The sequence below is a fragment of the Methanocaldococcus fervens AG86 genome, from assembly GCF_000023985.1.
Classification (GTDB): domain Archaea; phylum AGJL01; class Methanococci; order Methanococcales; family Methanocaldococcaceae; genus Methanocaldococcus; species Methanocaldococcus fervens.
Window position 1 is genome coordinate 157,822 of sequence record NC_013156.1, and the last position, 23,484, is coordinate 181,305.

The window sequence follows — 23,484 nt, forward strand, 5'->3', positions numbered from 1 at the left end:
GCATGATAGGCATCTGCATGCGTTCTAAAAAAGGATTCCTTTTTAATAACAAATTATTGGATTGGGGTTTGCATTACCATCCAAAAATAGTGAAAGAAAATAACATTATTGGATATCATGCTCCAATTTTAAATTTAGATGAAAAAACAGCATTCCTATTTTAAAAAATACCATCGAAAATATTAAAGGGAGGGATTATTTAACAATCCACCCACACAATGGAAAAAATAAAGATATTGATAAAAAAACTTTTAATTGAAAATCTAACAATAATTAATGAATTTGCAAAAAGAAATAATGTAAAATTATGCATTGAAAATTTAAGACATGGATTTTCTTCAAATCCGAACAATATAATTGAAATAGCCGACGAAGTGGATTGTCTTATAACGTTTGATATTGGGCACAGCCTTATAAAAAAAGGTTAGAATTTTTGGAGATTTGCTCTGAAAGGGTTTATAATTGCCATGTTTATGAGATTGAAAGGATGGAAAACATTTACCACCAAAAAATCTCGACAATATAAAGCCAATATTAGATGCTCTTTTAGATATTAAATGTGAGATGTTTTTGATTGAATTGATGAACATTGAGGATATTTTAAAAACTGAAAAGATGTTAAGAGATTATTTTGAGATTTATAGGTGATAATACATGATTGTTAATGAAAACAGCAATTTTATTGACTTTAAAAAATCATTTAAAGAGCTAACTTTACCTAATGAAACACTTAAAGTAATTGAGGAAAATGGAATAAAGCTTAGTGAAATAGCAATTGGGGAGTTCTCAGGAAGGGATAGTGCAGCTGCAATAATTAAAGCAATGGAGGAAGGGGTTGATGTTGTTTTACCCGTTGTTGTATTTACGGGACTGATTATGGAAATACAGGCACATTTTACAAAAATTGGGAAATTGTAAATAGAAGGATTAAGGAGATTGGTAAAGATAAAATCTTACTACCTCTAAATTTTACGTTTGAGCCAAAGCTTTGGAATGCGTTAAATGGTAGATGGGCAGTTTTGTTTATAAAAAGATACGGCTACTACAGCCCATGTATTGGATGCCATGCTTATCTAAGGATAATGAGAATTCCTTTGGCAAAACATTTAAAAGGAGAGATAATTAGCGGTGAAAGGTTTCACCACAACGGAGATTTTAAAATAGACCAGATAGAAGAGATTTTAAATGTTTATAGCAAAATTTGTAAAGATTTTGATGTTAAGTTAATTTTACCTGTAAAACACATAAAGGAAGGGAAGAAGATTAAGGAGATTATAGGAGAAGAATGGGAACAGGGGAAAAAGCAGTTTCATGTGTTTTTAGTGGAAATTACAGGGATAAAGATGGAAAGGTAATTTTTGAGAAAGAGAGTATTTTAAAGCTATTGAATGAATTTATATGTTTAGAGGATTGGCAAGATTTTTAGGTATGGATTTTATAAAAATTGATAGTTTTGAAGAAGGTATAGATCTAATTCCAGAATTAGATTATGATTTTATCCATCTACACACAAAGGAACCTGATGAAGCTGCTCATACTAAAAATCCATTGAATAAGGTTAAAGTTATTGAGAAGATTGATAAAGCCATAGGTAATTTAAAATTAAATGATGATTTATTGATAATAACTGCAGATCACTCATCACCTTCTGTTGGAAATTTAATCCACTCAGGAGAGAGCGTTCCAATACTATTTTATGGAAAAAATGTTAGAGTAGATGATGTTAAGGAATTTAATGAGATAAGTTGCTCAAAGGGACATTTGAGGATAATGGGAGAAGATTTAATGCCTTTAATTTTAAACTATACAGATAGGGCTTTGTTGTATGGTTTAAGGGCTGGAAATAAGTTAAGGCGTTATATACCAAAAGATGATGAAATAGAGTTTTTGCAAGAATAGATGGAGGGATAACTTGATAGAGAAATTAAAAAAGATATTTAAATTGGGTAAAAGAGAAAAAGAAAGCCAGACGGGAAAGGATTAATTATATTTGAGAGCACAAAGGATGCAATGAAAGCGGAGAGTATTTTAAAAGATAAGTATAAAATTAAGGTTGTTGCTCCACCGGTGGAGATAAGAGAGGGCTGTGATTTGGCTATAGAGTATGATTTAGTTGATGAATTTGGAATTAAAAGATTGTTAGAGAATAATAATATAAAACCCCTAAAATTTATTCCTTTAAACGATTATTCTTTAAAACCTTTAGAGTTAGTAAAAATTAAAGAAGTTGATGGATTTATTTTAGTTAGATGCGGAAATATGAAAATAACTATCGATAAGGAAGGGAATATAGTTAATATCTCTGGTGGAGGTTGCCCAGATGTTCCTTATTTAGCGTTAAAATTGAAGGGAAGAAATATTAAAGATATTAAAGAGGAGGAGACACCAAAAAATTTAGGCTTTACTTTATGTGCATACACATTAAATAAAGCGTTTGAAAAGGCAAGGGAATTGGTTATGGAAAATAAAATTTGAAATAGGGTTGCAAATGAATGGAAAGAAAATAGCAATAGTTTCCCATTGTATATTAAACCAAAATAGTGTTGTTAAAGGTTTGGAGAGGGCAAAAGAGGCATTTAATGAAGTTGTTGAAATAATTTTAAATGAAAATTATGGGATAATACAACTTCCATGCCCAGAGATGCTTTATTTAGGAATAAATAGGCGTGGTATGGTTAAGGAAGAATACAATACTAAAGAATACAGAGAGCTTTGCAGAGAGATTTTAAAGCCAATAATTAAATATTTGAAGGAATATAATAAAGAAGGGTTAAATTTGTTTTAATTGGGATTGAAGGTTCTCCAACATGTGGAATCTTTAAAACTGTAAGAAAAGAAGGTTTAACGGATGAAAGCGGCATTTTGATAGAAGAGTTTTTAAAATTTTTATTAAATAAAATATAAAAGTTGAGATGATAGATTATCCAAATGAAGAAAAATACAAATGTTTTATAGAAAATTTAAGAAAAATGTTGGGGGGATAATGATGAAGATAAAAATTAAAGTTAAGGATTTTGAAGTTGAAGGAGAGCTTTATGAAGATGTTGCACCAAAAACTGTAAGTGCAATAGCTAAGGCTTTACCAATAAAAGGAATTGTTAATAGGTGGGGGGATGAGATATACTTTGAAACAGATGTCGTTGTTGATGAGGAGGAAAATTCAAAAAAATTTGTTGAATTGGGAGATATCACTTATTGGATTCCTGGAAGGGCTATTTGCATTTTCTTTGGAAAAACTCCAATAAGTGATGATAAGATAAGGCCTGCAAGTGCTGTAAATGTTATTGGTAAAGTTAAAGATTGGGAAAAGTTTAAAGATGTTTGGGATGGGAAACAATTGAAATATTTAAAGAATGACATATTTTCTAATTTTTATTTAAATGATTAAGGTTGAGATTATGATTATTGCTGGAACTATGCCAATAAAAGGTTTGGATTTGATAGAAGGGAAACCGGAGCTAAAGGGAGAAAATAATTATAAACAATAAAGAATTTCCAGTATCTATGGGTACAGGAGCTTTAATAGGGGCTGTTTTGAGGGTTTTGGAGTATTTTGATAACAACAATATTAAAGTAATAACTGCTGGAGATATTGGAGAAGGATATGGGAGTTTAAAGATTTATGATAGGTTGAAAGAGGTTGATGATGATTTGTTAGTTATCCATTATATAAAGCCAAAGATTTCAAAAATTAAAGAGATAGATTTCTCTCCAAAGATTATTGCAGATGCTGGAGGGATGTATGCAGGGAAAGCGGCAAATATTGGAGATAAGTTTTATCTCTTTTTGCCGGATGTTGGAGAATTGGCTTTTTTAGCAGATGAAAAAGCCATACATCCTGCCTATGTTAGAGGTTTTATATCAGAGATTGACGATAAAGAAGTTCCAAAACTTATTGAAAGAGCTTATAAATTAAAGATGCCCAAATATATGATTGTTAAAGGGGAGAACGACTATGTCGTTAAAGAAGGAAAAATTATTGACATTATAAAAGAGCCAAAGATAGAGGCAATGGAGTGCATTGGAGGAACGGGAGATACATTAACTGGAATTGTATCAGCTCTAATAAGTGCTGGGTTTAAAGCAGAGGAAGCTATGAGTTTAGGATGTAGAATAAATAGAAAACTTGGGGAAGTTGTTAATGCTAAGCCAAATACTCAAATTTTGGGAATAATTAATGCCATTCCAAAAGTTTTGAATGAATGCATAAAATAATTGGTGATATTCTTAATAATTGCTAAGAATAAATAATAAAATATTTATAGAGCAATTTTCAAAAACTTTAATTGTTATTTAAAAAATCTTAAGGTGTAGAATATGAAAGTATCTGTCTATGGTGCTGGAAATCAAGATTTGTATGTAAATCAACTAAAGCTACCAGAGAAGTTTGGAGGAGAACCACCTTACGGCGGTTCAAGGATGGCTATTGAGTTTGCTAAAGCAGGGCATGATGTTGTTTTAGCTGAACCAAATAAAAATATAATGAGCGATGATTTATGGAAGAAGGTTGAAGATGCTGGAGTTAAGGTAGTTAGCGATGATATAGAAGCAGCGAAGCATGGAGAAGTTCATATATTATTTACTCCATTCGGTAAGGCAACATTTAACATTGCAAAGAATATTGTAGAACACGTTCCTGAAAATGCAGTTATCTGTAATACCTGTACTGTCTCGCCTGTTGTTTTATACTATTCATTAGAGCCAATTTTAAGGACAAAAAGGAAAGACGTAGGGATTAGCTCAATGCACCCAGCAGCCGTTCCAGGAACTCCACAACATGGGCATTATGTTATTGGTGGAAAAACTACGGATGGCAAAGAATTGGCGACTGAAGAACAGATAAATAAATTGGTAGAACTTGCTAAAAGTGCAGGAAAAGAGGCTTATGTTGTTCCAGCAGATGTTTCTTCAGTAGTAGCTGACATGGGAAGTTTAGTAACTGCAGTAGCACTTGCCGGTGTTTTAGATTACTACAGTGTAGGAAGGAAAGTTATAAAAGCCCCTAAAAAGATGATAGAGCATCAGATTATTATGGTTTTACAAACAATGGCATCTCTCGTTGAAACATCTGGCATTGAAGGGCTGTTAAAAGCGTTAAATCCTGAGCTTTTAATAAAAACTGCCTCATCAATGCATCTATTGGAAGAACAGAAAGATTTAGATGCTGCTTTAGAAATTCTTAAAAACTTGGATGAAGAATTGAAAAAAGAAGCTAAAAATGCAGAAATAAAACCAACAACACTTGTAGCAGCTCAATCGTTAGTTAAGGAGATAAAAACCTTAATAGGTGGGGCTGCTGCTGAAGGAGCTATAAAAAGAAGTGCTAGAAAGTTATTCGAGCATTAAATTATTATTTTTGGGGAAGAGTTATGAAAAAAGAGATAAAGGTTGTAGTTATTGGCTCAAGTGATGTAGGAAAAACAACTTTAATGGAGAATTTAATTGGCAAAATAGGGAAAGTTGAACATAATGGGATTACAACAGCAATTGATTATGGTTCATTAAAAATAGATGATAAAAAAATACACTTCTTTGGAACACCCGGACAAAAAAGGTTTGAATTTATGAGAGAATTGGCATTGCGAGGGACGGATTTTGCTTTATTGGTTTTAGATGCTTCAAAAGGAGTGACTGAAGAAGATAAAGAAATTATAAAAATGTTGGAATCTAAAAAAATTCCATATGGGGTTTTCATAAATAAGGTAGATGTTGGAGAGATTGATGCAGAAAAGATTTATAATTTATGTAGCCCAGAATTTATTGCTAAAGGATGTGCAATAAAAAAAGAAGGTTTTGATGAGCTCATAAATAAAATCATATCACACGTATAATAATTTATATAAATAGTTTGTGTAATATTTAATAATTGAGGTGGAATGCATGATTGATAGGGCCTTAATAGAGCTAAATAAAACTGAAGGTATTAAAGGTTCAATGGTTGTTGGTAAGGATGGGTTGGTCATAGCCTCCCAGCTGCCAGGAAATATTGATGCTGAGTTAGTTGGTGCTATGGCTTCAGCATCGTTTGGGGCTGCTGAAAGAACTGCAGCAGAGTTAGGTATGGGTAATTTAGAGCAGACAATGATTGAAGGAGAGCATGGAAAAGTTTTGATGGTTGATGCAGGGGAGGGTATTTTAGTAGTTTTAGCTGATGCAAAAGTTAACTTAGGTTTAATAAGGATAACAATGAAGAGAACTGCAGAAAAGATAAAGGCAATGTTCTAAATTATAAAATAGATGATAATATTGCAATGATTTCATCTATAACCTCTTTGTTTAACTCAGAAACATCAATTTTCTTTGTTTCAAATACAACTCCATTTTTTAAAATCCTATCATAGTTTGGACAGATTGTTGTTATTGATTTTTTGTTATCCAATTTAATTAAATTGTTGATTTTTTTAGACACTTCTTTAGGATTATCACACTCTATAAATATTGATATTCCCTCATCTTCTTTGAAATATGCTTTTTCAATCTCTTTTTTAATCATTTTATTTGCCGTAACATATTTTTTGTAAGTTTTTTTAGCATTTAACAATTCTTCTTTTAAAAGTCCAAAGTAATTTATCGTTTTATATGTCTTAGCCACTATTTTAAAATCATTTAAAATATTTCTTAATTTATCTTCAACCTCTCTACTTATTCCCAAAAAACCCCCGTATTCGCAGTTCAATATCTTTGGACTTCCGGTAGAGCAGATAACTATATCCCCATATCCACAATCTCCTCCAATTTTTCCTGAAATGTCTTCAATAAATAAAACTTCCTTTTCCTCGCACAATTTTTTTATTTCTTTTAATGGTTGTGGAGATAAATACCCAGCTAATGATGTTAAAATAATTGATGAATTTTCTTTTATGTTATCTAATTTTTCTATATCAATAATCCCCAAATTTGTTTCTATCATTTTAGTTTTTAAATTCAATACCTTCGGGAACTTTAAAAATCCCTGCCAACCTCCCATATTTGGAATAAAGATATTATCGCTATAGGATTTTGCTATCCACATTGCCAAAAAAACTGCAGAGCTTCCTGAAGGTAAAAAGGTTATTGTATACTCTCTATTTAGCAAATCATTTATTATAGCTTCAACTTCTCCTTTATCTCCTTCTTTGTTTATTAATCCATATATATTTGGCCTTCTATGTTTTAGAATCATTATTTCACCAAAAATAGAAATTATTAGGGAATAAAATTTATTAATATCAAATATGGGATATATATTATTACTAATTACAAAATAATTATAAATACTATAAAACGATATAGAACAATAAGGTGAAAGTTATGAAGGATGATATTAACAAATTATGGAAAAAATATGTAAATGCATTGGAAAATCATGATTACGAAAGATCTCTTAATTTAATGGATGAGATGTTAAATGTTGAAGGATTAAGTAGTAAAGAAATTTCAGAACTTTATGCAGAAAAAGGAAAGCTATTAAGAAAAATGGGTAAGAATGAAGAAGCATTAAAAGCTTATGATAAAGCATTAGAATTAAATCCAAACTACATTTTAGCATATCTGTATAAAGGAATTTTATTAATACATTTAGGTAGATTGGAGGAAGCGGAAAGAGTATTTTTAAAGTTGCATGAATTAAATCCATCTGACTTGGTTTGTAAATATATTATAGCATATGTATTAAAAAGACTTGGAAAGTACAGCGAGGCGCAAAAAATTTTTGACGATGTAGTAGAAAGACATCCACAAGCATTTATTGCATGGCTTATGAAAGGGAAACTATTACATAGGGAAGGAAAGCTTAAAAAGGCATTAGAATGTTTTGAAAAAGCTTTAGAAATAAACCCTAAAGATTATGAGCTATTATATCATAAAGGGGAGATATTACTCAAACTTGGGAAATATTGTGAAGCTTTAGAATGCTTTAAAGTTTTGCATGAAAAAAATGATAGAGATATATCCTCATTAATGCATATAATAGAAATTTTGGTATTATTGGGAAGAATATCTGAAGCAAGAGAATACGTTGAAAAGGCATTAAAGCTAAACCCTGATGACCCAATGATTTACTTTTTCTATGGAATTATATTAAATAAGCTTGGAAGATATGAAGAAGCAATTAAATACTTTGATAAGGCATTGGAATTAAACCCAAACTTCCCAGACGCTTGGCAGGGTAAAGCTGTAGCTTTGGAAAAGCTTGGAAAGATTGAGGATGCATTAGAATGTTACAATAGAGCTCTCGATATTTATGAATAAATTTTTATTATTTATTTTTAATATTTTTATATTTAAATTTTTAGATAAAAGCAAATTATATATATATGGAAGTAGGAATCTTACTTCCAGATATCAAATATCCTTGGTGAATAGGTATGGATGTTGAGCAGGCAATAGAGTATATAAAAAAATATGATGTTAAATTTATAAGATTCCAGTTCGTTGACATTTTGGGATATCCAAAAAACGTTGCATATCCTGTTAAAGCTGGAGAAAAAGGAATTAAAGAATTAATAGATATTTTTGAACATGGATTGTGGTTTGATGGTTCATCAATTACTGGTTTCGTTGGTATTGAAGAATCAGATATGTTGTTGAAACCAGATTTATCAACACTCTCTGTCTTACCATGGAGACCAGAGCAGAAGAGCGTTGCAAGGGTCATCTGCGACGTTTATAAAAGTGATACCAAGCCATTTGAAGGAGACCCAAGAAGTAGATTAAAAGCAATATTAAATGAATTGAAAGAAGAAATGAATGGGGAGTTTTTTGTTGGGCCGGAGCCAGAATTCTTCTTATTAAAGAGAGATCCTCACAACCCCCACAAATGGGTTCCTGCAGATAGCGGTAACTATTTTGACGTTGAACCATTAGATGAAGCTCCAGATATTAGGAGAGATATTGTCTTAGCTTTAGAAAACCTCGGTTTCCACGTTGAGGCGTCACACCACGAAGTTGCTCCAGGACAGCATGAGGTAGATTTCAAATTCGACAACGCCCTAAAAACAGCTGATAGTGTTGTAACGTTTAAAATGACTATTAAAAACATCGCTAAAAAACATGGCTTAAAAGCTACTTTCATGCCAAAACCATTCTTTGGTATAAACGGTAGCGGCATGCACTGCCACCAAAGTGTTTGGTTAAATGGAGAACCATCATTCTACGACCCAGAAGGACCATACAATGGATTAAGCGAGATGTGTTTAAGCTACATTGCTGGACTTTTACATCATGCTAAGGCGTTAGTTGCAATAACAAACCCAACAGTTAATTCATACAAGAGATTAGTTCCAGGTTACGAAGCTCCAGTAAACATTGCATGGGCTAACCAAAATAGAAGTGCCATCATTAGAGTTCCAGCTGCAAGAGGAAAAGCTACAAGAGTTGAGTTCAGGGCTCCAGACCCAGCATGCAACCCATACTTAGCATTTGCATGTATGTTGGCAGCTGGATTGGATGGAGTTAAGAAGAAGATGACAGCTCCAGAACCTATTGAGAAAAACATCTACAAAATGTCAGAAGAAGAGAAAAAGCAGTTAGGAATTGAGTCAGTTCCTGGAAGTTTATCAGCAGCGTTGGATGAGTTGGAAAATGATGAAGTTTTACAAAAAGCATTAGGTAAGCACATTTATGAAAACTACATGGAAATTAAAAGGGCAGAATGTGATGCTTTCAGAGTGGCAGTTACAGATTGGGAACTAAACCAATACTTGGACTATTAAAAATTTTTTATTTTTAAATTTTTATTTTTTATTCTAATAAAATTTAAGAATTTTAATTATCCAATATAAATAGAGTGAGATTATGAAGGCAGTTACTGTTTTAAGTGGTGGATTAGATTCTACAGTATCTACACTTATAGCTAAGAATTTAGGCTATGAGATTACAGCAATAACTTTTAATTATGGACAAAAGGCAGTTAAAAGAGAAATAAATGCATCAAAGAAGATTTGTGAGATTTTAGATATTAACCACATTGTTGTTGATTTACCATTTATCAAACAATTTAAAAAAAGCTCGTTAATAACTGAAAATGAAATTCCTTCACTAAAAATTGAAGATTTGGATAGTGAAAAAGCTCATGAAACTATGAAAACAGTGTGGGTTCCTGCAAGAAATTTAATAATGTTAAGTATAGCGAGTGGTTTTGCTGAGGCATTAGATGCAGAAAAAGTATTTATTGGAATAAATAAGGAAGAGGGATTAACATTTCCAGATAACACGATAGAGTTTGTTGATGCATTAAACAAAGCTTTAGAATATGGAACACTAAATAAAGTTAAGATAGAAGCTCCCTTGTATGATAAAACAAAGGAGGAAATTGTTAAAATTGGTAGGGAGATTGAGAAAAAGCTTGGTTTAGAAGTTTTAAAATATAGCTACTCATGTTATAAAGATAATGGAGAGGATTTTTTACATTGCGGAGAATGTGAGAGTTGTATGAGGAGGAAAAGAGCTTTTTTAATGGCTGGAGTTGAAGATAAAACAAGATATATCAAATAATATAAGTTTATAATTTATTGTTTATTTACTCTCTTTTTCTTTAATTCTGCAAGCTTTTTAACTGCTTCCAAATCAACATCTTCATCATATGATATATAACCGTTATGAACTGCTCTTTTAAAGAATCCTTCTCCCCATTTGTTTCTTATTAAAACTGTTGAATATCCTTCCCCGCTTCCTACATTACCAACTGAAATATCTGATGTTAAGCCGGTGAAGTCTCCACAAACTTTACAACCTTCTCTCATCGCAAATTCTACATCTTTTAGCTTATATTCAACAACATTCCCATCAACCAATGTAATCTTTAATTTTCCAGATTCAATATCCATCTTTTTAATTTCCCAAGCCTCTATTCCATCATCTTTTAGCTTTTTAATCATCTTACTGTAATCATAGGTTTCAAAGCAGAATAAAGATATTTTTAACCTTATAGCACTTCTAAATGGTTTTAACAAATCGTTATCTGATGATAGTATTTGATAAATTGCATTTATTACACAAGGAGTTCCAACGACAGCTAATTTTTTAAGTTTTTTCTCCATAACAGCTGTTTTTAATGCTTTTAATATAGGGCATTTCCATAAATATTTACTTCCAGCTGATTTTATAACATCTTCTTTTGACAATGCCAAATATGATTCCGGTTCCAACGTCCATTTATCGTCAATCATTACAATTGCTCCATCAATCAACCCTTCATCGAACGCATTGGCTAATATGGCAGTAACAACCCCTCCATTTTGAGCGTTCTTTGCCTCAATTCCTGCCTTTGCCTTTACAGCTTTTAATACATTCCCTAATCCTTCCAACTTAGGAATTACTGATTTTTTTATTCTTGGGCATGCATCATAGCAAGCTCCGCAAGGCACGTCATAAACAGCTGTTTTACAAAACTCAGCTGAAATTGGATGCTCAATAATATCTGATGGAGCTATTGTACAGGAACATTCATCACATTCAAACTTTACAGGACTTTCTTCTCTAAAATATAGGTTATTTACTGGACAAACAGCTACACAAGCTCCACAACCACTACATATATTTGCATCCCAAACCTCTTCTTTTAGGTTTTTATATGACTTCATTAATCTCACCTAAATTATTTTAAATTTTGAGTGTTTCAATAATTCAAAGTGTTTTACATTAAATCTGGCGTATAGAGTTTTCCAAACGGTCTTTTTGAAATTGGTGCTATTTTTGTCCATTTTGAATTTAACAATCTATTTTTAACATCTTCTGATAGATTAAACCATTTGCAGAATTCTTCAATGTATGGCTTTATTTTTTCCAAATCTTCCTTAGTAAATTCTTTTATATCTGCGGCAACACCTAATTGGTCCCTATCTACATCTCCTCTAATGTAAATAGCTCCTCCATGAATTCCAGTTCCTATCATTCTTCCTTTAACTTTTCCTAAGTCATTTCCCTTCTCATCAATATTTAAAACAATTATAATTCCTCCAGCCATATATTCTCCTAAGAAATCCTTTGCCCTTCCACCTATAACAAGGACAGGGATTTTATCTTTATAAGCTTTCATGTGGATTCCACTTCTATAACCAACATCTCCCCTAACAAAAACCTTTCCTCCTCTCATTGAATGGGCAGTTACATCTCCACTACTTCCATAGATAACTATTGTTCCATCATCCATCGTGTTTCCTGGAGCAAATTCAGCATTGCCATGAACTATAATTGTAGGGCCATTCATGAACATTCCTAAATCTCCACCAGGAATACCGTAAATCTCTATAGTTAAATCTTTCTTCTGTAATCCAGTCCCAATAAATCTCTGCCCCAAAACATTTTTCAATATAATTTTTTTAACATCCGGATTTTTTCTCAAAACTTCATGTATTTTTTCATTTAGCTCTTTATAGTGCATATCCTTTGCATCTATAACGACCTCTTCCATGCCTTTCACCTTAAAAAATTGAAAATTTAAAAGTTATTCTCCAGCAGCTTTTATTCCTAAAACCTCTAACTCTTTCTCATTCAGTCCTACTCCTCTCAATCTATCTCTGTTTCCTCTTAAACTTTCAATTGAGTTAATTCCAGCGGCTCCTAAGAGTTCTTTAATCTCATGTGTCCATGCTTTAATCAAGTTAGCTACTCTTTTAGCTCCAACTTCTGGATCCAGTCTCTTAACTAACTCAGGTTTTTGTGTAGCTATTCCCCAAGCACACAATCCAGTATAGCATCTTCCACAGACTCTACATCCAAGGGCAACCATTGCGGCAGTTCCGATATATACTGCATCAGCCCCCAAAGCTATTGCTTTAAATACATCTGCAGAGCATCTAATTCCTCCACTTGCTATAATGCTAATTTCATTTCTAAGCCCTTCCTCTCTCAATCTCTGATCTACAGCTGCAATAGCCATTTCTATTGGAATTCCTACGTGATCTCTAAATACCTTTGGAGCTGCCCCGGTTCCTCCTCTGTATCCATCAATAACAACTGCATCAGCATCACTTGTAGCAATTCCAACAGCTATAGCTGGGGCGTTATGGACAGCGGCAATTTTAACAAACACTGGTTTTTTCCATCTTGTTGCTTCTTTCAAACTCCTAACCAACTGAGCTAAATCCTCAATTGAGTAAATGTCATGGTGAGGAGCTGGTGAGATAGCATCACTTCCCTCGGGAATCATTCTTGTCGCTGAAATCTCTGCTGTAACCTTCTCTCCAGGTAAATGTCCTCCAATTCCCGGCTTAGCTCCTTGCCCTATCTTAATCTCTATTGCCGCACCTTTCATCAAATACTCTTCATTAACTCCAAACCTTCCACTTGCAACTTGGGTAATTATGTGATCTGCGTAAGGGTAGAGAGGCTTTGGTAATCCCCCTTCACCAGTTCCCATGAATGTTCCACATTCCTTAACTGCCTTGGCAAATGATAGGTGGGCGTTTAAAGATAAAGCTCCATAAGACATGTGGGCAATCATTATTGGAGTGTCTAACTTTAAATTTGGAGCTATTTTTGTTTTTAGCTTGGCTTTTTTAATCTTTTTACCATCAATTTCTTCCTCAACAAAGTCAAACTCCAATTGTTTTGGCTTTTTACCAATGTATGTTCTCAATTCCATTGGCTCTCTCAATGGGTCAATGGATGGATTTGTAACTTGACATGCATCTAAAACAATTTTATCAAAATAGATTGGATGTTCTTTGGCGTTACCCATCCCACTTAATAAAATACAACCGGTCTTTGCTTGGTTGTAGATATCTGCCCTTGCATCTATATCCCATAGTGGATGGGACCTCCAAGAAATTGCGTTTTCTTTAATTGTTATGGCATCCCTTGGACACATTGCAACACATCTATGGCATGCCCCACATCTGTTTGAATAGCTTATTATTCTATCTCCTTCTCTCCTATGAACTCCCCATGAACACTCTATTGTACATCTCTCACATAACATACATTTGTTTGGGTCTACTTCAACCTTATACTTTGGAGGAACGTATGAAGGAATCATATTTTCACTTCCCTATTATTTTTTACTTTTTTATTTTGTTATTTCCATGGTCTTGCAATAACTGGCATTCCAGCGTCAGGCATCCAAACTCTATCTAAATCAGGGCAGATTTTCCTTATAGCAGATTCTTCACTTGAAACAAATACCATATCATCCTTCTCAGCTGCAATTAATGGTCTTAACTTAATTCTATCTGTTAAACCAAACATTGTTGTATCTTCTTCAATGTCTCCATTCATAAATATTAATCCGTGTGGAGTTCCAACTGCTATAGCGAAAGGACCATTTAACATAGCCCCTCCATAGGTCAATCTTATTGCAGTGTGCAACTCCTTTTCTTCCTCCGGCATCTTGTCTATCTCACCCCAGAATCTTGGAGCTAAAGCAGATAACGCATATTCAACAGGAACTCTATGTTTTCTCATTAATAAATCCAATATATAGGCAACCACTTCAGTATCTGTTAATAATCTACACTTGTAACCAAACATCTCAACGAACCTTCTGTTTGTCCCATAGCTTGTTATCTCTCCATTGTGAACAACGCTCCAATTTAATAAGTTGAATGGGTGAGCTCCTCCCCACCACGCCTTTGTGTTTGTTGGATATCTTGCATGACCTAACCACATATAGCCTTCATACTTATCTATTCTGAAAAATTCAGCGACCTCATTAGGCCATCCAACTGCTTTAAAGACACCTAAATCTTTTCCACTTGATATAACAAACGCACCATCCACTCTATCGTTTATCTCCATAACGATATCTACAACAACATCCTCCTCTTTATCTGCATATTTTTCATCAACCTCATAGAAATATCTCCATGGTATATGGACTTTTTCTATAATTCCATCTTCTGTTGGAATCTCCTCATCTTTAATAATAGTCCCATATTGTTCTAAAACTTTCTCAACTTCTGCCTTTATTTTTTCAAATTTTGGGCTATTGTCAATTAATACATGGAAAGCATAACAATCTTTATACTTTTTTGGATATATTCCATAACCTACATAACCAGAACCTTTTCCGTTTCCTCTCTCTTTTAAACTATCGAGTGCTATCGCTACTTTATCCCCTTTTATCATTCTTTTTTTTCTACTCATAAAACCGATAATTCCACACATAAACAACCCTCCCAAATTAGGTATAAAAGAGATGGTTTTTAGGTTTTGTAAATATTGGTTGAAGTTATATTTAAATAATTATGGTTGAAGATAATCGTTACTCTTAACTTTACAATGATTTAAAAAAGTATATATATGTGATTGGAAATTATAAAGGTAGAACAATTTGCATAATATACACTACAAGGTGAAGTAAATGAATAAACCAATGAAAAAGCAGCAACCAAAAAAACTTATTCCAAATTTTGAATATGCAAGAAGATTGAACGGAAAAAAGGTTAAAATATTCTTAAGAAATGGGGAAGTATTGGATGCTGAAGTTACTGGAGTCTCAAATTATGAAATAACAGTAAAAGTCGGAGACAGAAACTTGTTGGTATTTAAACATGCTATAGATTACATAGAATACTAAATTCTTTTCTTTCCTTTTTTATTTTTTATAACATTTATTATTTATGAAACTATTTTCAGTAAACTTTAAATCTAAGGGTTGGGATACTAATTTTTACAATCAAAATAAGGGGGTACATATATGCCAAAGATGGTCTTATTACCGAGAATGACAATGGCTTTAGGGGGGTATATTAGAGAAACAACATTTCCTTATGAAGAAGATGATGAGGTAAAGCCATTCCCATACCGGAACGTTATAGTAGGAAATCCAACAGATGAGCCGATAAAAATAGAGGTCCCTGCCTATGATGAGGGTTGGATAGATAGGCATAAAAAATTGGGGTTAATTGTTGTTCCTGTTAATGAGGATGATGATTTTGTTGGATTATTCCAAATGGTTAAGGAGAAAGTTAAAAGGGAATAAACCATGATAAAAGGAATTTTATTTGATTTGGATGATACCCTATATAACTCATCAGAATTCGTTGAGATTGCAAGAAGAGAGGCGGTTAAATCAATGATAGATGCGGGTTTGAATATAGATTTTGAGGAGGCAATGAATATATTAAATAAAATTATTAAAGACAAGGGTTCAAACTATGGAAAGCATTTTGATGATTTGGTTAAGGCAGTTTTAGGCAGATATGACCCAAAGATAATAACCACCGGAATAATAACATATCACAACGTTAAATTTGCTTTATTAAGACCTTATCCACATACAATAAAAACATTAATAGAGCTTAAGGCAATGGGGTTGAAGTTGGGGGTTATAACCGATGGATTAACTATAAAACAGTGGGAAAAGCTTATTAGATTGGGGATATATCCGTTTTTTGATGATGTAATTACATCAGAAGAATTTGGTTTAGGAAAACCCCATTTAGAGTTTTTTAAATATGGGTTGAATAGGATGGGATTAAAAGCTGAGGAAACAATATACGTTGGAGATAGAATTGATAAAGATATAAAGCCGGCAAAAGATCTAGGAATGATTACAGTTAGGATATTAAAAGGTAGATATAAGGATATGGAAGATGATGGTTATAGCGATTATACAATAAAATCGCTTCAAGAGCTCGTGGATATTGTTAAAGAACTAAAAAATAAATAATTTTATTTTGGGATAACCATGTTTAGGGAATTTAAAGCTCTGCTGTCATTTTTTACGAGAATTCCAACTTATGTTGAGGAGTTTGATTTTGAAAGGATTGCAAATTATTTTTATTTAATTGTTTTAATTGGCTACATATTCGGGATTTTTAGCTTAATAATGGGCTATGTTTTTAACTTTTTGTTGCCAAATCTCTTAGCTGCTGTTTTAATTTTGTTTTTCATTGAGTATTTAAATGGATTTCACCATATTGATGGGTTAATTGATTTTGGAGACGGATGGATGGCTGTTGGAGATAAGAGAAAGAAATTAATGGCTATGAAAGATAGATACATTGGCTGTGGTGGTTTAGTTTTTGCAGTATTTATTAATTTATTGGCAGTTGCATCAATTTCTTACATTTTGGATATTAATATTTTTTATTTGCTGGCTGTAGAGGTGTGTACAAAGCTCGGGATGTTGAGCTGTTCAACGTTTGGAAATCCTCTGATTGAAGGAACTGGAAGATACTTTGTTAAAAAAAGTGATGAAAAGTTTTTAACAATTGGTATTATTTTAGCTTTGCCTTTAATTTTGATATTTGATGGAATTGAGAGAAAAATTATAATAATAGCCATAATAACAGCAATAATTAGTGGCTTATGTATGGCCAAGATAGCTAAAAAGCATTTTGGGGGAGTTAATGGGGATGTGTTGGGGGCTTCAAACGAGATAACGAGGGTTGTTGTTTTAATAGCTGTTATAATATCAACTAACTTAGTTTCATTAATTAAGGTCTAATTGTGACATTATGACATTTAAAAAAGAACTCATAACTTTAATAATTGTTTTTACTTTTTTAGGAGGATGTATCAGCCATAATTTTAATAATGGCGATTTTATAAGATCTCATGAGCATTATTACGGAAAAGTTACTAAAGTTGTTGATGGAGACACGGTTTATGTAAATGTTAATGGAGAGATGTGGAAAATTAGGCTGTTGGGGGTTGATACTCCAGAAACTTATGGGAAAAATAGCCCTTATGAGTATTTTTTATTAAATGGAACGCCAATAACAAACACCACCTATTTAAAAATTTGGGGAGAAAAGGCCAAATATTTTGCAAAGAAAGAATTGGAAAATAAAACAGTTATTATTGTCTTTGATAATAGAGCTCCAAAAAAGGATAGATATGGAAGATATTTAGCTTACATTTTTATAAATGATAGCAACAATTTAATAAATTTCAATGAAGAACTTTTAAAATATGGTTATGCAAGGGTCTATATAAGCAATTTTGAGCTGAAAAATGAATTTTTAGAGGCTGAAAAAGAGGCTAAGAAAAATAAAATTGGCTTATGGAATTGGAAAAATAATTAAGAGGATGATCTTATGGAGGGCAAAGCCTATGCTTTAGCTTCTGGAACGATAATAAACGCCATAGCAACTGGGAAAGGTTCAGCTTTTGGTTTGGATTTAAAGGTTTATGCAAGAGTTAAGCTAATAGATGATGGGAAAAATAGAATAGAGGGGAGAGTTTTAGATAATCCAAACATTAAGCCAAATTTAATAATAAGATGTGTTAAAAATACTTTGGACTATTTTGGATTAAACTACTCTGCTTATGTTGAAACAAAGACGGAAATTCCAATAAAATCAGGTTTAAGTAGCAGTTCAGCCACGTCCAATGCCGTTGTTTTAGCTACATTTGATGCTTTAAATGAAAAGATAGACGATGAGCTAATATTAAATTTAGGAATAAAATCAAGCTTTGATGAAAAATTAACTGTAACCGGGGCTTATGATGATGCAACTGCTTCATACTATGGTGGAATAACTATAACTGATAATTTAGGGAGAAAAATTTTAAAAAGAGATAAGATGAGGGAAGATTTAAATGTATTGGTTTTAATTCCAAATTTGGAGAAGAATGTTGATGTAAATAGGATGAGACTAATAAAAGATTACATTGAAATTGCTTTTAATGAGGCTATTGAAGGAAATTACTTTAAAGCCTTGTTTTTGAATGGAATTCTTTATGCATCTGCTTTAAACTTTCCAACGAATATAGCGATAGATGCCTTAGAGGCTGGAGCAATAACAGCTGGGTTGTCTGGAACTGGACCGGGTTATATAGCAATAGCTGAAGATGAAGATGTTGAGAAAGTAAAAAACGCCTTAGAAAAGTATGGAAAGGTTATTTTAACAAAGCCAAACAATGAAGGGGCTTCTATCTATTAATTTAAATTTTTTTATTTTTATGAAATTTATCATGATTTTTGATGATAAATTATAAATAGTAATAAATCTTATAGAAAATTAACACTAAGGTAGCTATTATATACTTTTAATATTATGGTGGTATTATGAAAATCACATTCTATATGTGGGCATCCTACTGCTCAATATTAAAAAAAGCTTTGGATGAGCTTAAAAAAGAAGGAAAAAACATTGAATATAAGATATATTCCAACAGAAATCCAATAGATGATAAATTTTTAGAAGATATTAAAGATTCTGATATAGTATTTATTTATAAAACCTCATCTGATGACATTGATTTGAAAAAAATAGAAAAAATAAATAAAAATGTTGTGGTTGTTGCACAAGATCCAAGCGTTTGGAATTCTGAAAAATCTGCTAAATGCTATTTATTTACAACCTATGGAGGTTTAGACAACTTTAAAAATATGGTTTTGTATTTGATGGGTGAAGATAAAGAGGTTATAAAAAAACCTTTCCAAGGTATTTATTATAAAGGGAAGATTTACGAGGAGTTAGAGGAGTTTTTAAAGGATGTTAAGTTCGATAAAAAATATACGGTTGGAATTTTATTCTCAAGGCATTATTTGGTTAATGACGATATGGATGTGATTAATAAGCTTTTAAATAGGTTAGAGAAAGAGTTTAATGTAATTCCAGTATTTTCTTATGGAGCTAAATGTGAGGAGTTGAATGCATTAGGTGGGGGAGAAAGTATTTTAAAATACTTTTTAAAGGATGATAAGCCAATAATAGACGCTTTAATAAATTTATTATCCTTCCCATTGGGAACTGTAAAAGATAAATCCAATTTAAATAAAATCTCTGAAGTTGAGATACTTAAAAAATTAGATGTTCCAGTATTTCATCCAATAATGAGTTATTATAAAAGTTACAACGACTGGAAAAAAGATGAACAAGGTTTATCTGCAGATATTGGTTGGACGGTTACTTTGCCAGAGTTTGAGGGGGTTATTGAGCCAATTATTATTGGAACTACTGAAAATGAAGAGGGGTTGGAAAAGAAGTTTGGAATTGAGGAGAGGATAGATAAGGTTGTTAGAAGAATAAAAAGATGGGTTGAGTTAAAATACAAGCAAAAAAAAGATAGAAAGGTTATATTTATTTTGCATAACAATGCGTGTGCCTCTGTTGAAGCAACGGTTGGAAGTGCGGCTCATTTAGATAGCTTTCAAAGTGTTGTAAATATTATGAAAAGATTGAAGGAAGAAGGTTATTATGTGGAAGATATTCCAAAGGATGGAGAGGAGTTGGCTCAGCTAATTATGAAAAAGAAGGCAATTTCAGAATTCAGATGGACTACTGTAAATGAAATCATTGCTAAAGGAGGGCATTTGTATTTAATGGATGAGGATGAATATTATGAATATTTCAACAAATTACCTGAAAATGTAAAAAACAAGATTTTAGAGACCTGGGGAGATTTAAACGGCAAAGACATTCCCGCAGGTATGATTTATAAAGTTAATGGAAAAAACGAGATAGTTATAACTGGTTTAAAGTTTGGAAATGTCTATGTTTGCGTTCAACCAAAGAGAGGATGTGCTGGAGCAAGATGTGATGGTAGAGTTTGTAAAATACTACACGACCCTTACTGCCCACCAACTCATCAATACATAGCAAGCTATAAATACTTCAACGATATTGGCGATGTAATAATCCACGTTGGAACTCATGGAACTTTAGAATTTTTACCTGGAAAAAATGTTGGTTTATCCAATGAGTGTTATCCAGACATCTGCATTGGAGATATTCCTCACATCTACATATACAATTCAGACAATCCTCCAGAGGGAACTATAGCAAAGAGAAGGAGTTATGCAACAATTATTGACCATATGCAGACAGTTATGGTAGATGCATTTTATGAGGAGCTAGAAACGTTAAACAGCTATGTAGAGGAATATATGAAAGAGATAGATGCTTCAAGAAGGCATCAATTAGAACATTTAATAGTTGAAGAAGTTAAAAAAACTAATTTATTAAAAATAAAAGAAAAGATTGAGAAGATTGAAAAAGAAGGAAACATTCATGAGAAATTTGATGAGATATTTGAAGAGATAAGAGATACATTGGAGATGATAAAGAATTCAAAGTGTAACGATGGCATGCACATCTTTGGAGAGCTTCCAAGTGGGGAGAAGAGGGTTGAATTTATAAAAAGTATCTTAGAGTTTGAATATAAAGATATTAAATTAAAAGAGAAAATCTCCAATGTATTGGATGGAAAAAGCATAAAAGATAAAGAATTAGAAGAAAAAATTAAAGATATCAATGAAAGAATTGAAAAATCTGATGAAATTGGCTCTCTATTGAGAGGCATTGATGCCAAATACATTGAACCAGGACCTTCTGGATTGATAACGAGAGGGAGCTACGATATTTTACCAACTGGAAGAAACTTCTATTCATTAGACCCTTACAGGATTCCTACAAAATCCGCCTATAGAGTTGGAGTTTTATTAGCTGAAAAATTAATTGAGAAATATTTAGAGGAGGAGGGAAGGTATCCAGAAAACGTTGCTTTATATTGGATGTGTTCCGATATTATGTGGGCTGATGGAGAAGGTATGGGAATGATATTGTATTTGTTAGGAGTTAAACCAGTTTATAGGGGAGGAAGAGTTGTTGGCTTAGAAGTTATTCCCTTAGAAGAATTGGGAAGGCCAAGAATTGATGTAACAATTAGGGTTAGTGGAATAACAAGGGATATGTTTCCAAACTGTATAGAACTTGTTGATGAGGCAATAATGAAAGTGGCAAATTTAGATGAGCCTTTAGAAATGAATTTTGTAAAAAAACATGTTTTTGAAGGATTAGATAAAGGTTTATCATTTAGAGAAGCAACATTTAGGATTTTCTGCTCTGCTCCAGGGACATATGGAAATGGGGTTAAGTATGCTGTCTATGCAAGTGCATGGGAGAATAAGGAGGATTTAAAAGATGCGTTCATCCATTGGAACTCATATGCCTATGGAAAAGGAGTTTATGGAAAAAAGGCAGTGGATTCATTTGAAAATATATTAAAAACAGTTGATTTAACGTTTAATAAAGTTGTTACAGATGAATACGATTTATTTGGCTGTTGTTGTTACTTTGGAACTCATGGAGGCTTAACAAATGCCGCAAGGGTTTTAAAAAATAAAGATGTTAAAGCTTATTATGGAGATACAAGAAATCCAAACAGTGTTGAAGTAAGAACTTTAAAGGAAGAGATCGAGAGGGTTGCATTAACAAAACTCCTAAATCCAAAGTGGATTGAGGGGATGAAGAAGCACGGGTATAAGGGGGCTGGAGATATAGCTAAGAGGATTGGAAGAGTTTATGGTTGGAGTGCTACAACTAAAGAAGTTGATAACTGGGTTTTTGATGAGATATTCAACACATTTGTAAAAAATGAAGAAAACAGAAGGTTTTTTAAAGAACATAACATATATGCATTGGAGGAAATCTCAAGAAGGTTGTTAGAAGCATATCAGAGAGGATTGTGGAAAACCTCTGAAGAAAACATTGATGAGCTTAAAAGAGTTTATTTAGAAATAGAAGGGGATATCGAAGAAAGTTATAACAATATAGAAGAAATTGGTGAATTTCAGGGAGGAAGTGTTGATATAGACATATCCTGGAAGGAGAAACTTTAGAACTTTGAACATATTTAAATGAAACAGTGTTTTTTATAATTTGGTGTTCAACCTCTCAACATTCATCAACCATGTGTGCAAAAATTTTTCAACAACAGCTATGAAAAATGAAAACAACCGAAAAGTTTAAATAAAGGATTCTATAACAATATTTATTGTAAATCAGTTTGAGGTGGTATTATGGCTGAGCTTCCAGTTGCACCATTTGAAAGAATCTTGAAAAAAGCTGGTGCTGAGAGAGTTAGCAGAGCAGCAGCAGAATACTTAGCAGAAGCAGTTGAAGAAATCGCATTAGAAATCGCAAGAGAAGCAGTTGATTTAGCAAAACACGCAAAAAGAAAAACAGTAAAAGTCGAAGACATAAAATTAGCTTTGAAGAAATAAATTCTCAATTTTTCTTTTAATTTTCTATTTTATTCGTTTGGCTGATTTTCTATTATTTCAATTTATATTCATTTATTTATATATTCATTTTCTTAAATGGTGAAAATATGCATAAAAGAATAAAAATAGAAGATATAAAATTTGCAGTAGTTACTGTAAGTGATAGCAGATACAACAGCTTAATTAAAGGAGAAAAAATAGAAGATAAATCTGGAAATTTGTTAAAACATGAGTTGAATGCTAAAATATATACAATAATTCCAGATAATAAAAACATGATTAAAGGAATAGTAGAGCATATAGTTGAGTCTTTTGATGTTGATTGTATTGTCTTTACGGGCGGAACGGGAATAGCTGAGAGAGATGTTACCATTGAGGCGTTAAAGGAGATTTTTGAAAAGGAGTTAGATGGATTTAAAATTATATTTCAAAAGCTGAGCTATGAGGAAGTTGGGTTTTCAGCCATATTGTCAAGAGCTACTGCTGGAATTTATAAAGGGAAAATTATATATGCTCTCCCAGGCTCAGTAAATGCATGTAAAACAGCATTAAAGATAATTAAAGAAGAGACTGGGCATATATTAGGACATTTAAGAGAGGGATAG

Annotated in this window: 23 protein-coding genes and 4 pseudogenes; 22 read left to right on the forward strand and 5 right to left on the reverse strand. The window is 32.4% G+C overall.

Going from position 1 to position 23,484, the window contains the following annotated elements; translation table 11 throughout:
• Window positions 1–2: 2 nt before the first annotated feature.
• The 10 genes and pseudogenes from MEFER_RS08620 (at window position 3) to MEFER_RS00845 (ending at window position 6,225) form a co-directional block, all read left to right on the forward strand.
• Window positions 3–164, forward strand: coding sequence for a hypothetical protein (locus MEFER_RS08620; RefSeq protein WP_342626775.1), 162 nt, complete (start codon window positions 3–5; stop codon window positions 162–164).
• Between the two features lie 490 nt (window positions 165–654).
• Window positions 655–1,399, forward strand: a pseudogene (locus MEFER_RS08315) (hypothetical protein); the annotation flags it as partial.
• Window positions 1,399–1,899: pseudogene (locus MEFER_RS00810) on the forward strand (phosphoglycerate mutase); the annotation flags it as partial. The pseudogenes MEFER_RS08315 and MEFER_RS00810, both read left to right, overlap by 1 nt.
• Window positions 1,900–1,912: 13 nt before the next feature.
• Window positions 1,913–2,475, forward strand: a pseudogene (locus MEFER_RS00815) (DUF3343 domain-containing protein).
• 13 nt (window positions 2,476–2,488) lie between these two features.
• Window positions 2,489–2,785 (forward strand): CD3072 family TudS-related putative desulfidase, encoded by a 297-nt coding sequence (locus MEFER_RS08460; protein ID WP_012795027.1) that lies wholly within the window; start codon window positions 2,489–2,491, stop codon window positions 2,783–2,785.
• 198 nt (window positions 2,786–2,983) lie between these two features.
• Entirely contained in the window at window positions 2,984–3,388 is a 405-nt protein-coding gene (locus MEFER_RS00825) for a cyclophilin-like fold protein (protein ID WP_012795028.1), read from the forward strand.
• Between the two features lie 10 nt (window positions 3,389–3,398).
• Window positions 3,399–4,215 (forward strand): annotated as a pseudogene (locus MEFER_RS00830) (NAD(P)H-hydrate dehydratase).
• A 102-nt stretch (window positions 4,216–4,317) separates the two neighbouring features.
• Entirely contained in the window at window positions 4,318–5,346 is a 1,029-nt protein-coding gene (locus tag MEFER_RS00835; RefSeq protein WP_012795031.1) for a H(2)-dependent methylenetetrahydromethanopterin dehydrogenase-related protein, read from the forward strand.
• A 23-nt stretch (window positions 5,347–5,369) separates the two neighbouring features.
• Window positions 5,370–5,831: a GTPase domain-containing protein gene (locus MEFER_RS00840; protein WP_012795032.1), complete on the forward strand. Its 462-nt coding sequence runs from the start codon at window positions 5,370–5,372 to the stop codon at window positions 5,829–5,831.
• A gap of 49 nt (window positions 5,832–5,880) precedes the next feature.
• The gene (locus MEFER_RS00845; protein WP_015790751.1) at window positions 5,881–6,225 is read left to right on the forward strand and encodes a roadblock/LC7 domain-containing protein; all 345 of its coding nucleotides are present in this window, start codon (window positions 5,881–5,883) and stop codon (window positions 6,223–6,225) included.
• A gap of 1 nt (window position 6,226) precedes the next feature.
• On the opposite strand, the gene MEFER_RS00850 is transcribed toward MEFER_RS00845, so the two are convergent.
• Complete coding sequence (locus tag MEFER_RS00850) at window positions 6,227–7,162, reverse strand: hypothetical protein (protein WP_015790752.1); 936 nt, start codon at window positions 7,160–7,162, stop codon at window positions 6,227–6,229.
• Window positions 7,163–7,290: 128 nt separating this feature from the next.
• Between MEFER_RS00850 and MEFER_RS00855 the strand changes: the two genes are divergently transcribed.
• The 3 genes from MEFER_RS00855 to queC all read left to right on the forward strand — a co-directional run bounded on the left by MEFER_RS00855 (window position 7,291) and on the right by queC (window position 10,473).
• Window positions 7,291–8,229: a tetratricopeptide repeat protein gene (locus tag MEFER_RS00855; RefSeq protein ID WP_015790753.1), complete on the forward strand. Its 939-nt coding sequence runs from the start codon at window positions 7,291–7,293 to the stop codon at window positions 8,227–8,229.
• A 116-nt stretch (window positions 8,230–8,345) separates the two neighbouring features.
• A complete protein-coding gene (glnA, locus tag MEFER_RS00860; protein WP_015790754.1) occupies window positions 8,346–9,692 on the forward strand; it encodes a type I glutamate--ammonia ligase in 1,347 nt (448 codons plus the stop codon).
• 82 nt (window positions 9,693–9,774) lie between these two features.
• On the forward strand, window positions 9,775–10,473 hold the full coding sequence (gene queC / locus MEFER_RS00865; protein ID WP_015790755.1) for a 7-cyano-7-deazaguanine synthase QueC: 699 nt from the start codon (window positions 9,775–9,777) through the stop codon (window positions 10,471–10,473).
• Between the two features lie 14 nt (window positions 10,474–10,487).
• Here queC and MEFER_RS00870 read toward each other — a convergent pair whose 3' ends face one another.
• Genes MEFER_RS00870 through MEFER_RS00885 form a run of 4 tightly spaced genes read right to left on the reverse strand, consistent with a single transcriptional unit; the run spans window position 10,488 to window position 15,084 of the window.
• A complete protein-coding gene (locus MEFER_RS00870) occupies window positions 10,488–11,561 on the reverse strand; it encodes a Coenzyme F420 hydrogenase/dehydrogenase, beta subunit C-terminal domain (protein ID WP_015790756.1) in 1,074 nt (357 codons plus the stop codon).
• 53 nt (window positions 11,562–11,614) lie between these two features.
• A complete protein-coding gene (locus MEFER_RS00875) occupies window positions 11,615–12,391 on the reverse strand; it encodes a GltB/FmdC/FwdC-like GXGXG domain-containing protein (RefSeq protein WP_015790757.1) in 777 nt (258 codons plus the stop codon).
• A 33-nt stretch (window positions 12,392–12,424) separates the two neighbouring features.
• Complete coding sequence (locus MEFER_RS00880; protein ID WP_015790758.1) at window positions 12,425–13,957, reverse strand: glutamate synthase-related protein; 1,533 nt, start codon at window positions 13,955–13,957, stop codon at window positions 12,425–12,427.
• A gap of 38 nt (window positions 13,958–13,995) precedes the next feature.
• A complete protein-coding gene (locus MEFER_RS00885; RefSeq protein WP_015790759.1) occupies window positions 13,996–15,084 on the reverse strand; it encodes a class II glutamine amidotransferase in 1,089 nt (362 codons plus the stop codon).
• Between the two features lie 196 nt (window positions 15,085–15,280).
• On the opposite strand from MEFER_RS00885, the gene MEFER_RS00890 reads away from it, so the two are divergent.
• From MEFER_RS00890 to MEFER_RS00930, 9 genes are all read left to right on the forward strand, one after another.
• Window positions 15,281–15,496: an RNA chaperone Hfq gene (locus MEFER_RS00890; protein ID WP_015790760.1), complete on the forward strand. Its 216-nt coding sequence runs from the start codon at window positions 15,281–15,283 to the stop codon at window positions 15,494–15,496.
• Window positions 15,497–15,616: 120 nt separating this feature from the next.
• Complete coding sequence (locus MEFER_RS00895; RefSeq protein WP_015790761.1) at window positions 15,617–15,901, forward strand: energy-converting hydrogenase B subunit P; 285 nt, start codon at window positions 15,617–15,619, stop codon at window positions 15,899–15,901.
• A 3-nt stretch (window positions 15,902–15,904) separates the two neighbouring features.
• Window positions 15,905–16,591, forward strand: coding sequence for a TIGR02253 family HAD-type hydrolase (locus tag MEFER_RS00900; RefSeq protein WP_015790762.1), 687 nt, complete (start codon window positions 15,905–15,907; stop codon window positions 16,589–16,591).
• 18 nt (window positions 16,592–16,609) lie between these two features.
• The gene (gene cobS, locus MEFER_RS00905) at window positions 16,610–17,371 is read left to right on the forward strand and encodes an adenosylcobinamide-GDP ribazoletransferase (protein WP_015790763.1); all 762 of its coding nucleotides are present in this window, start codon (window positions 16,610–16,612) and stop codon (window positions 17,369–17,371) included.
• Window positions 17,372–17,381: 10 nt separating this feature from the next.
• Window positions 17,382–17,951: a calcium-activated nuclease EcnA gene (ecnA, locus tag MEFER_RS00910; RefSeq protein ID WP_015790764.1), complete on the forward strand. Its 570-nt coding sequence runs from the start codon at window positions 17,382–17,384 to the stop codon at window positions 17,949–17,951.
• Between the two features lie 12 nt (window positions 17,952–17,963).
• On the forward strand, window positions 17,964–18,812 hold the full coding sequence (locus tag MEFER_RS00915) for a shikimate kinase (protein ID WP_015790765.1): 849 nt from the start codon (window positions 17,964–17,966) through the stop codon (window positions 18,810–18,812).
• A gap of 125 nt (window positions 18,813–18,937) precedes the next feature.
• Window positions 18,938–22,495 (forward strand): cobaltochelatase subunit CobN, encoded by a 3,558-nt coding sequence (gene cobN / locus MEFER_RS00920; protein WP_015790766.1) that lies wholly within the window; start codon window positions 18,938–18,940, stop codon window positions 22,493–22,495.
• Window positions 22,496–22,675: 180 nt separating this feature from the next.
• A complete protein-coding gene (locus MEFER_RS00925) occupies window positions 22,676–22,879 on the forward strand; it encodes a histone family protein (protein WP_015790767.1) in 204 nt (67 codons plus the stop codon).
• A 107-nt stretch (window positions 22,880–22,986) separates the two neighbouring features.
• Window positions 22,987–23,484: a MogA/MoaB family molybdenum cofactor biosynthesis protein gene (locus MEFER_RS00930; RefSeq protein ID WP_015790768.1), complete on the forward strand. Its 498-nt coding sequence runs from the start codon at window positions 22,987–22,989 to the stop codon at window positions 23,482–23,484.

Excerpts from the sequence above, each read along its gene's own strand:
- MEFER_RS00930 (WP_015790768.1), top strand. The coding sequence starts at position 22,987 with ATGCATAAAAGAATAAAAATAGAAGATATAAAATTTGCAGTAGTTACT.
- MEFER_RS00870 (WP_015790756.1), bottom strand. The coding sequence starts at position 11,561 with ATGAAGTCATATAAAAACCTAAAAGAAGAGGTTTGGGATGCAAATATA.
- cobN (WP_015790766.1), top strand. The coding sequence starts at position 18,938 with ATGAAAATCACATTCTATATGTGGGCATCCTACTGCTCAATATTAAAA.
- MEFER_RS00900 (WP_015790762.1), top strand. The coding sequence starts at position 15,905 with ATGATAAAAGGAATTTTATTTGATTTGGATGATACCCTATATAACTCA.
- MEFER_RS00855 (WP_015790753.1), top strand. The coding sequence starts at position 7,291 with ATGAAGGATGATATTAACAAATTATGGAAAAAATATGTAAATGCATTG.
- glnA (WP_015790754.1), top strand. The coding sequence starts at position 8,346 with ATGGATGTTGAGCAGGCAATAGAGTATATAAAAAAATATGATGTTAAA.
- ecnA (WP_015790764.1), top strand. The coding sequence starts at position 17,382 with ATGACATTTAAAAAAGAACTCATAACTTTAATAATTGTTTTTACTTTT.
- MEFER_RS00850 (WP_015790752.1), bottom strand. The coding sequence starts at position 7,162 with ATGATTCTAAAACATAGAAGGCCAAATATATATGGATTAATAAACAAA.
- MEFER_RS08620 (WP_342626775.1), top strand. The coding sequence starts at position 3 with ATGATAGGCATCTGCATGCGTTCTAAAAAAGGATTCCTTTTTAATAAC.
- MEFER_RS00835 (WP_012795031.1), top strand. The coding sequence starts at position 4,318 with ATGAAAGTATCTGTCTATGGTGCTGGAAATCAAGATTTGTATGTAAAT.
- MEFER_RS00825 (WP_012795028.1), top strand. The coding sequence starts at position 2,984 with ATGATGAAGATAAAAATTAAAGTTAAGGATTTTGAAGTTGAAGGAGAG.
- cobS (WP_015790763.1), top strand. The coding sequence starts at position 16,610 with ATGTTTAGGGAATTTAAAGCTCTGCTGTCATTTTTTACGAGAATTCCA.
- MEFER_RS00895 (WP_015790761.1), top strand. The coding sequence starts at position 15,617 with ATGCCAAAGATGGTCTTATTACCGAGAATGACAATGGCTTTAGGGGGG.
- MEFER_RS00925 (WP_015790767.1), top strand. The coding sequence starts at position 22,676 with ATGGCTGAGCTTCCAGTTGCACCATTTGAAAGAATCTTGAAAAAAGCT.
- MEFER_RS00875 (WP_015790757.1), bottom strand. The coding sequence starts at position 12,391 with ATGGAAGAGGTCGTTATAGATGCAAAGGATATGCACTATAAAGAGCTA.
- MEFER_RS00880 (WP_015790758.1), bottom strand. The coding sequence starts at position 13,957 with ATGATTCCTTCATACGTTCCTCCAAAGTATAAGGTTGAAGTAGACCCA.
- queC (WP_015790755.1), top strand. The coding sequence starts at position 9,775 with ATGAAGGCAGTTACTGTTTTAAGTGGTGGATTAGATTCTACAGTATCT.
- MEFER_RS08460 (WP_012795027.1), top strand. The coding sequence starts at position 2,489 with ATGAATGGAAAGAAAATAGCAATAGTTTCCCATTGTATATTAAACCAA.
- MEFER_RS00840 (WP_012795032.1), top strand. The coding sequence starts at position 5,370 with ATGAAAAAAGAGATAAAGGTTGTAGTTATTGGCTCAAGTGATGTAGGA.
- MEFER_RS00885 (WP_015790759.1), bottom strand. The coding sequence starts at position 15,084 with ATGTGTGGAATTATCGGTTTTATGAGTAGAAAAAAAAGAATGATAAAA.
- MEFER_RS00915 (WP_015790765.1), top strand. The coding sequence starts at position 17,964 with ATGGAGGGCAAAGCCTATGCTTTAGCTTCTGGAACGATAATAAACGCC.
- MEFER_RS00845 (WP_015790751.1), top strand. The coding sequence starts at position 5,881 with ATGATTGATAGGGCCTTAATAGAGCTAAATAAAACTGAAGGTATTAAA.
- MEFER_RS00890 (WP_015790760.1), top strand. The coding sequence starts at position 15,281 with ATGAATAAACCAATGAAAAAGCAGCAACCAAAAAAACTTATTCCAAAT.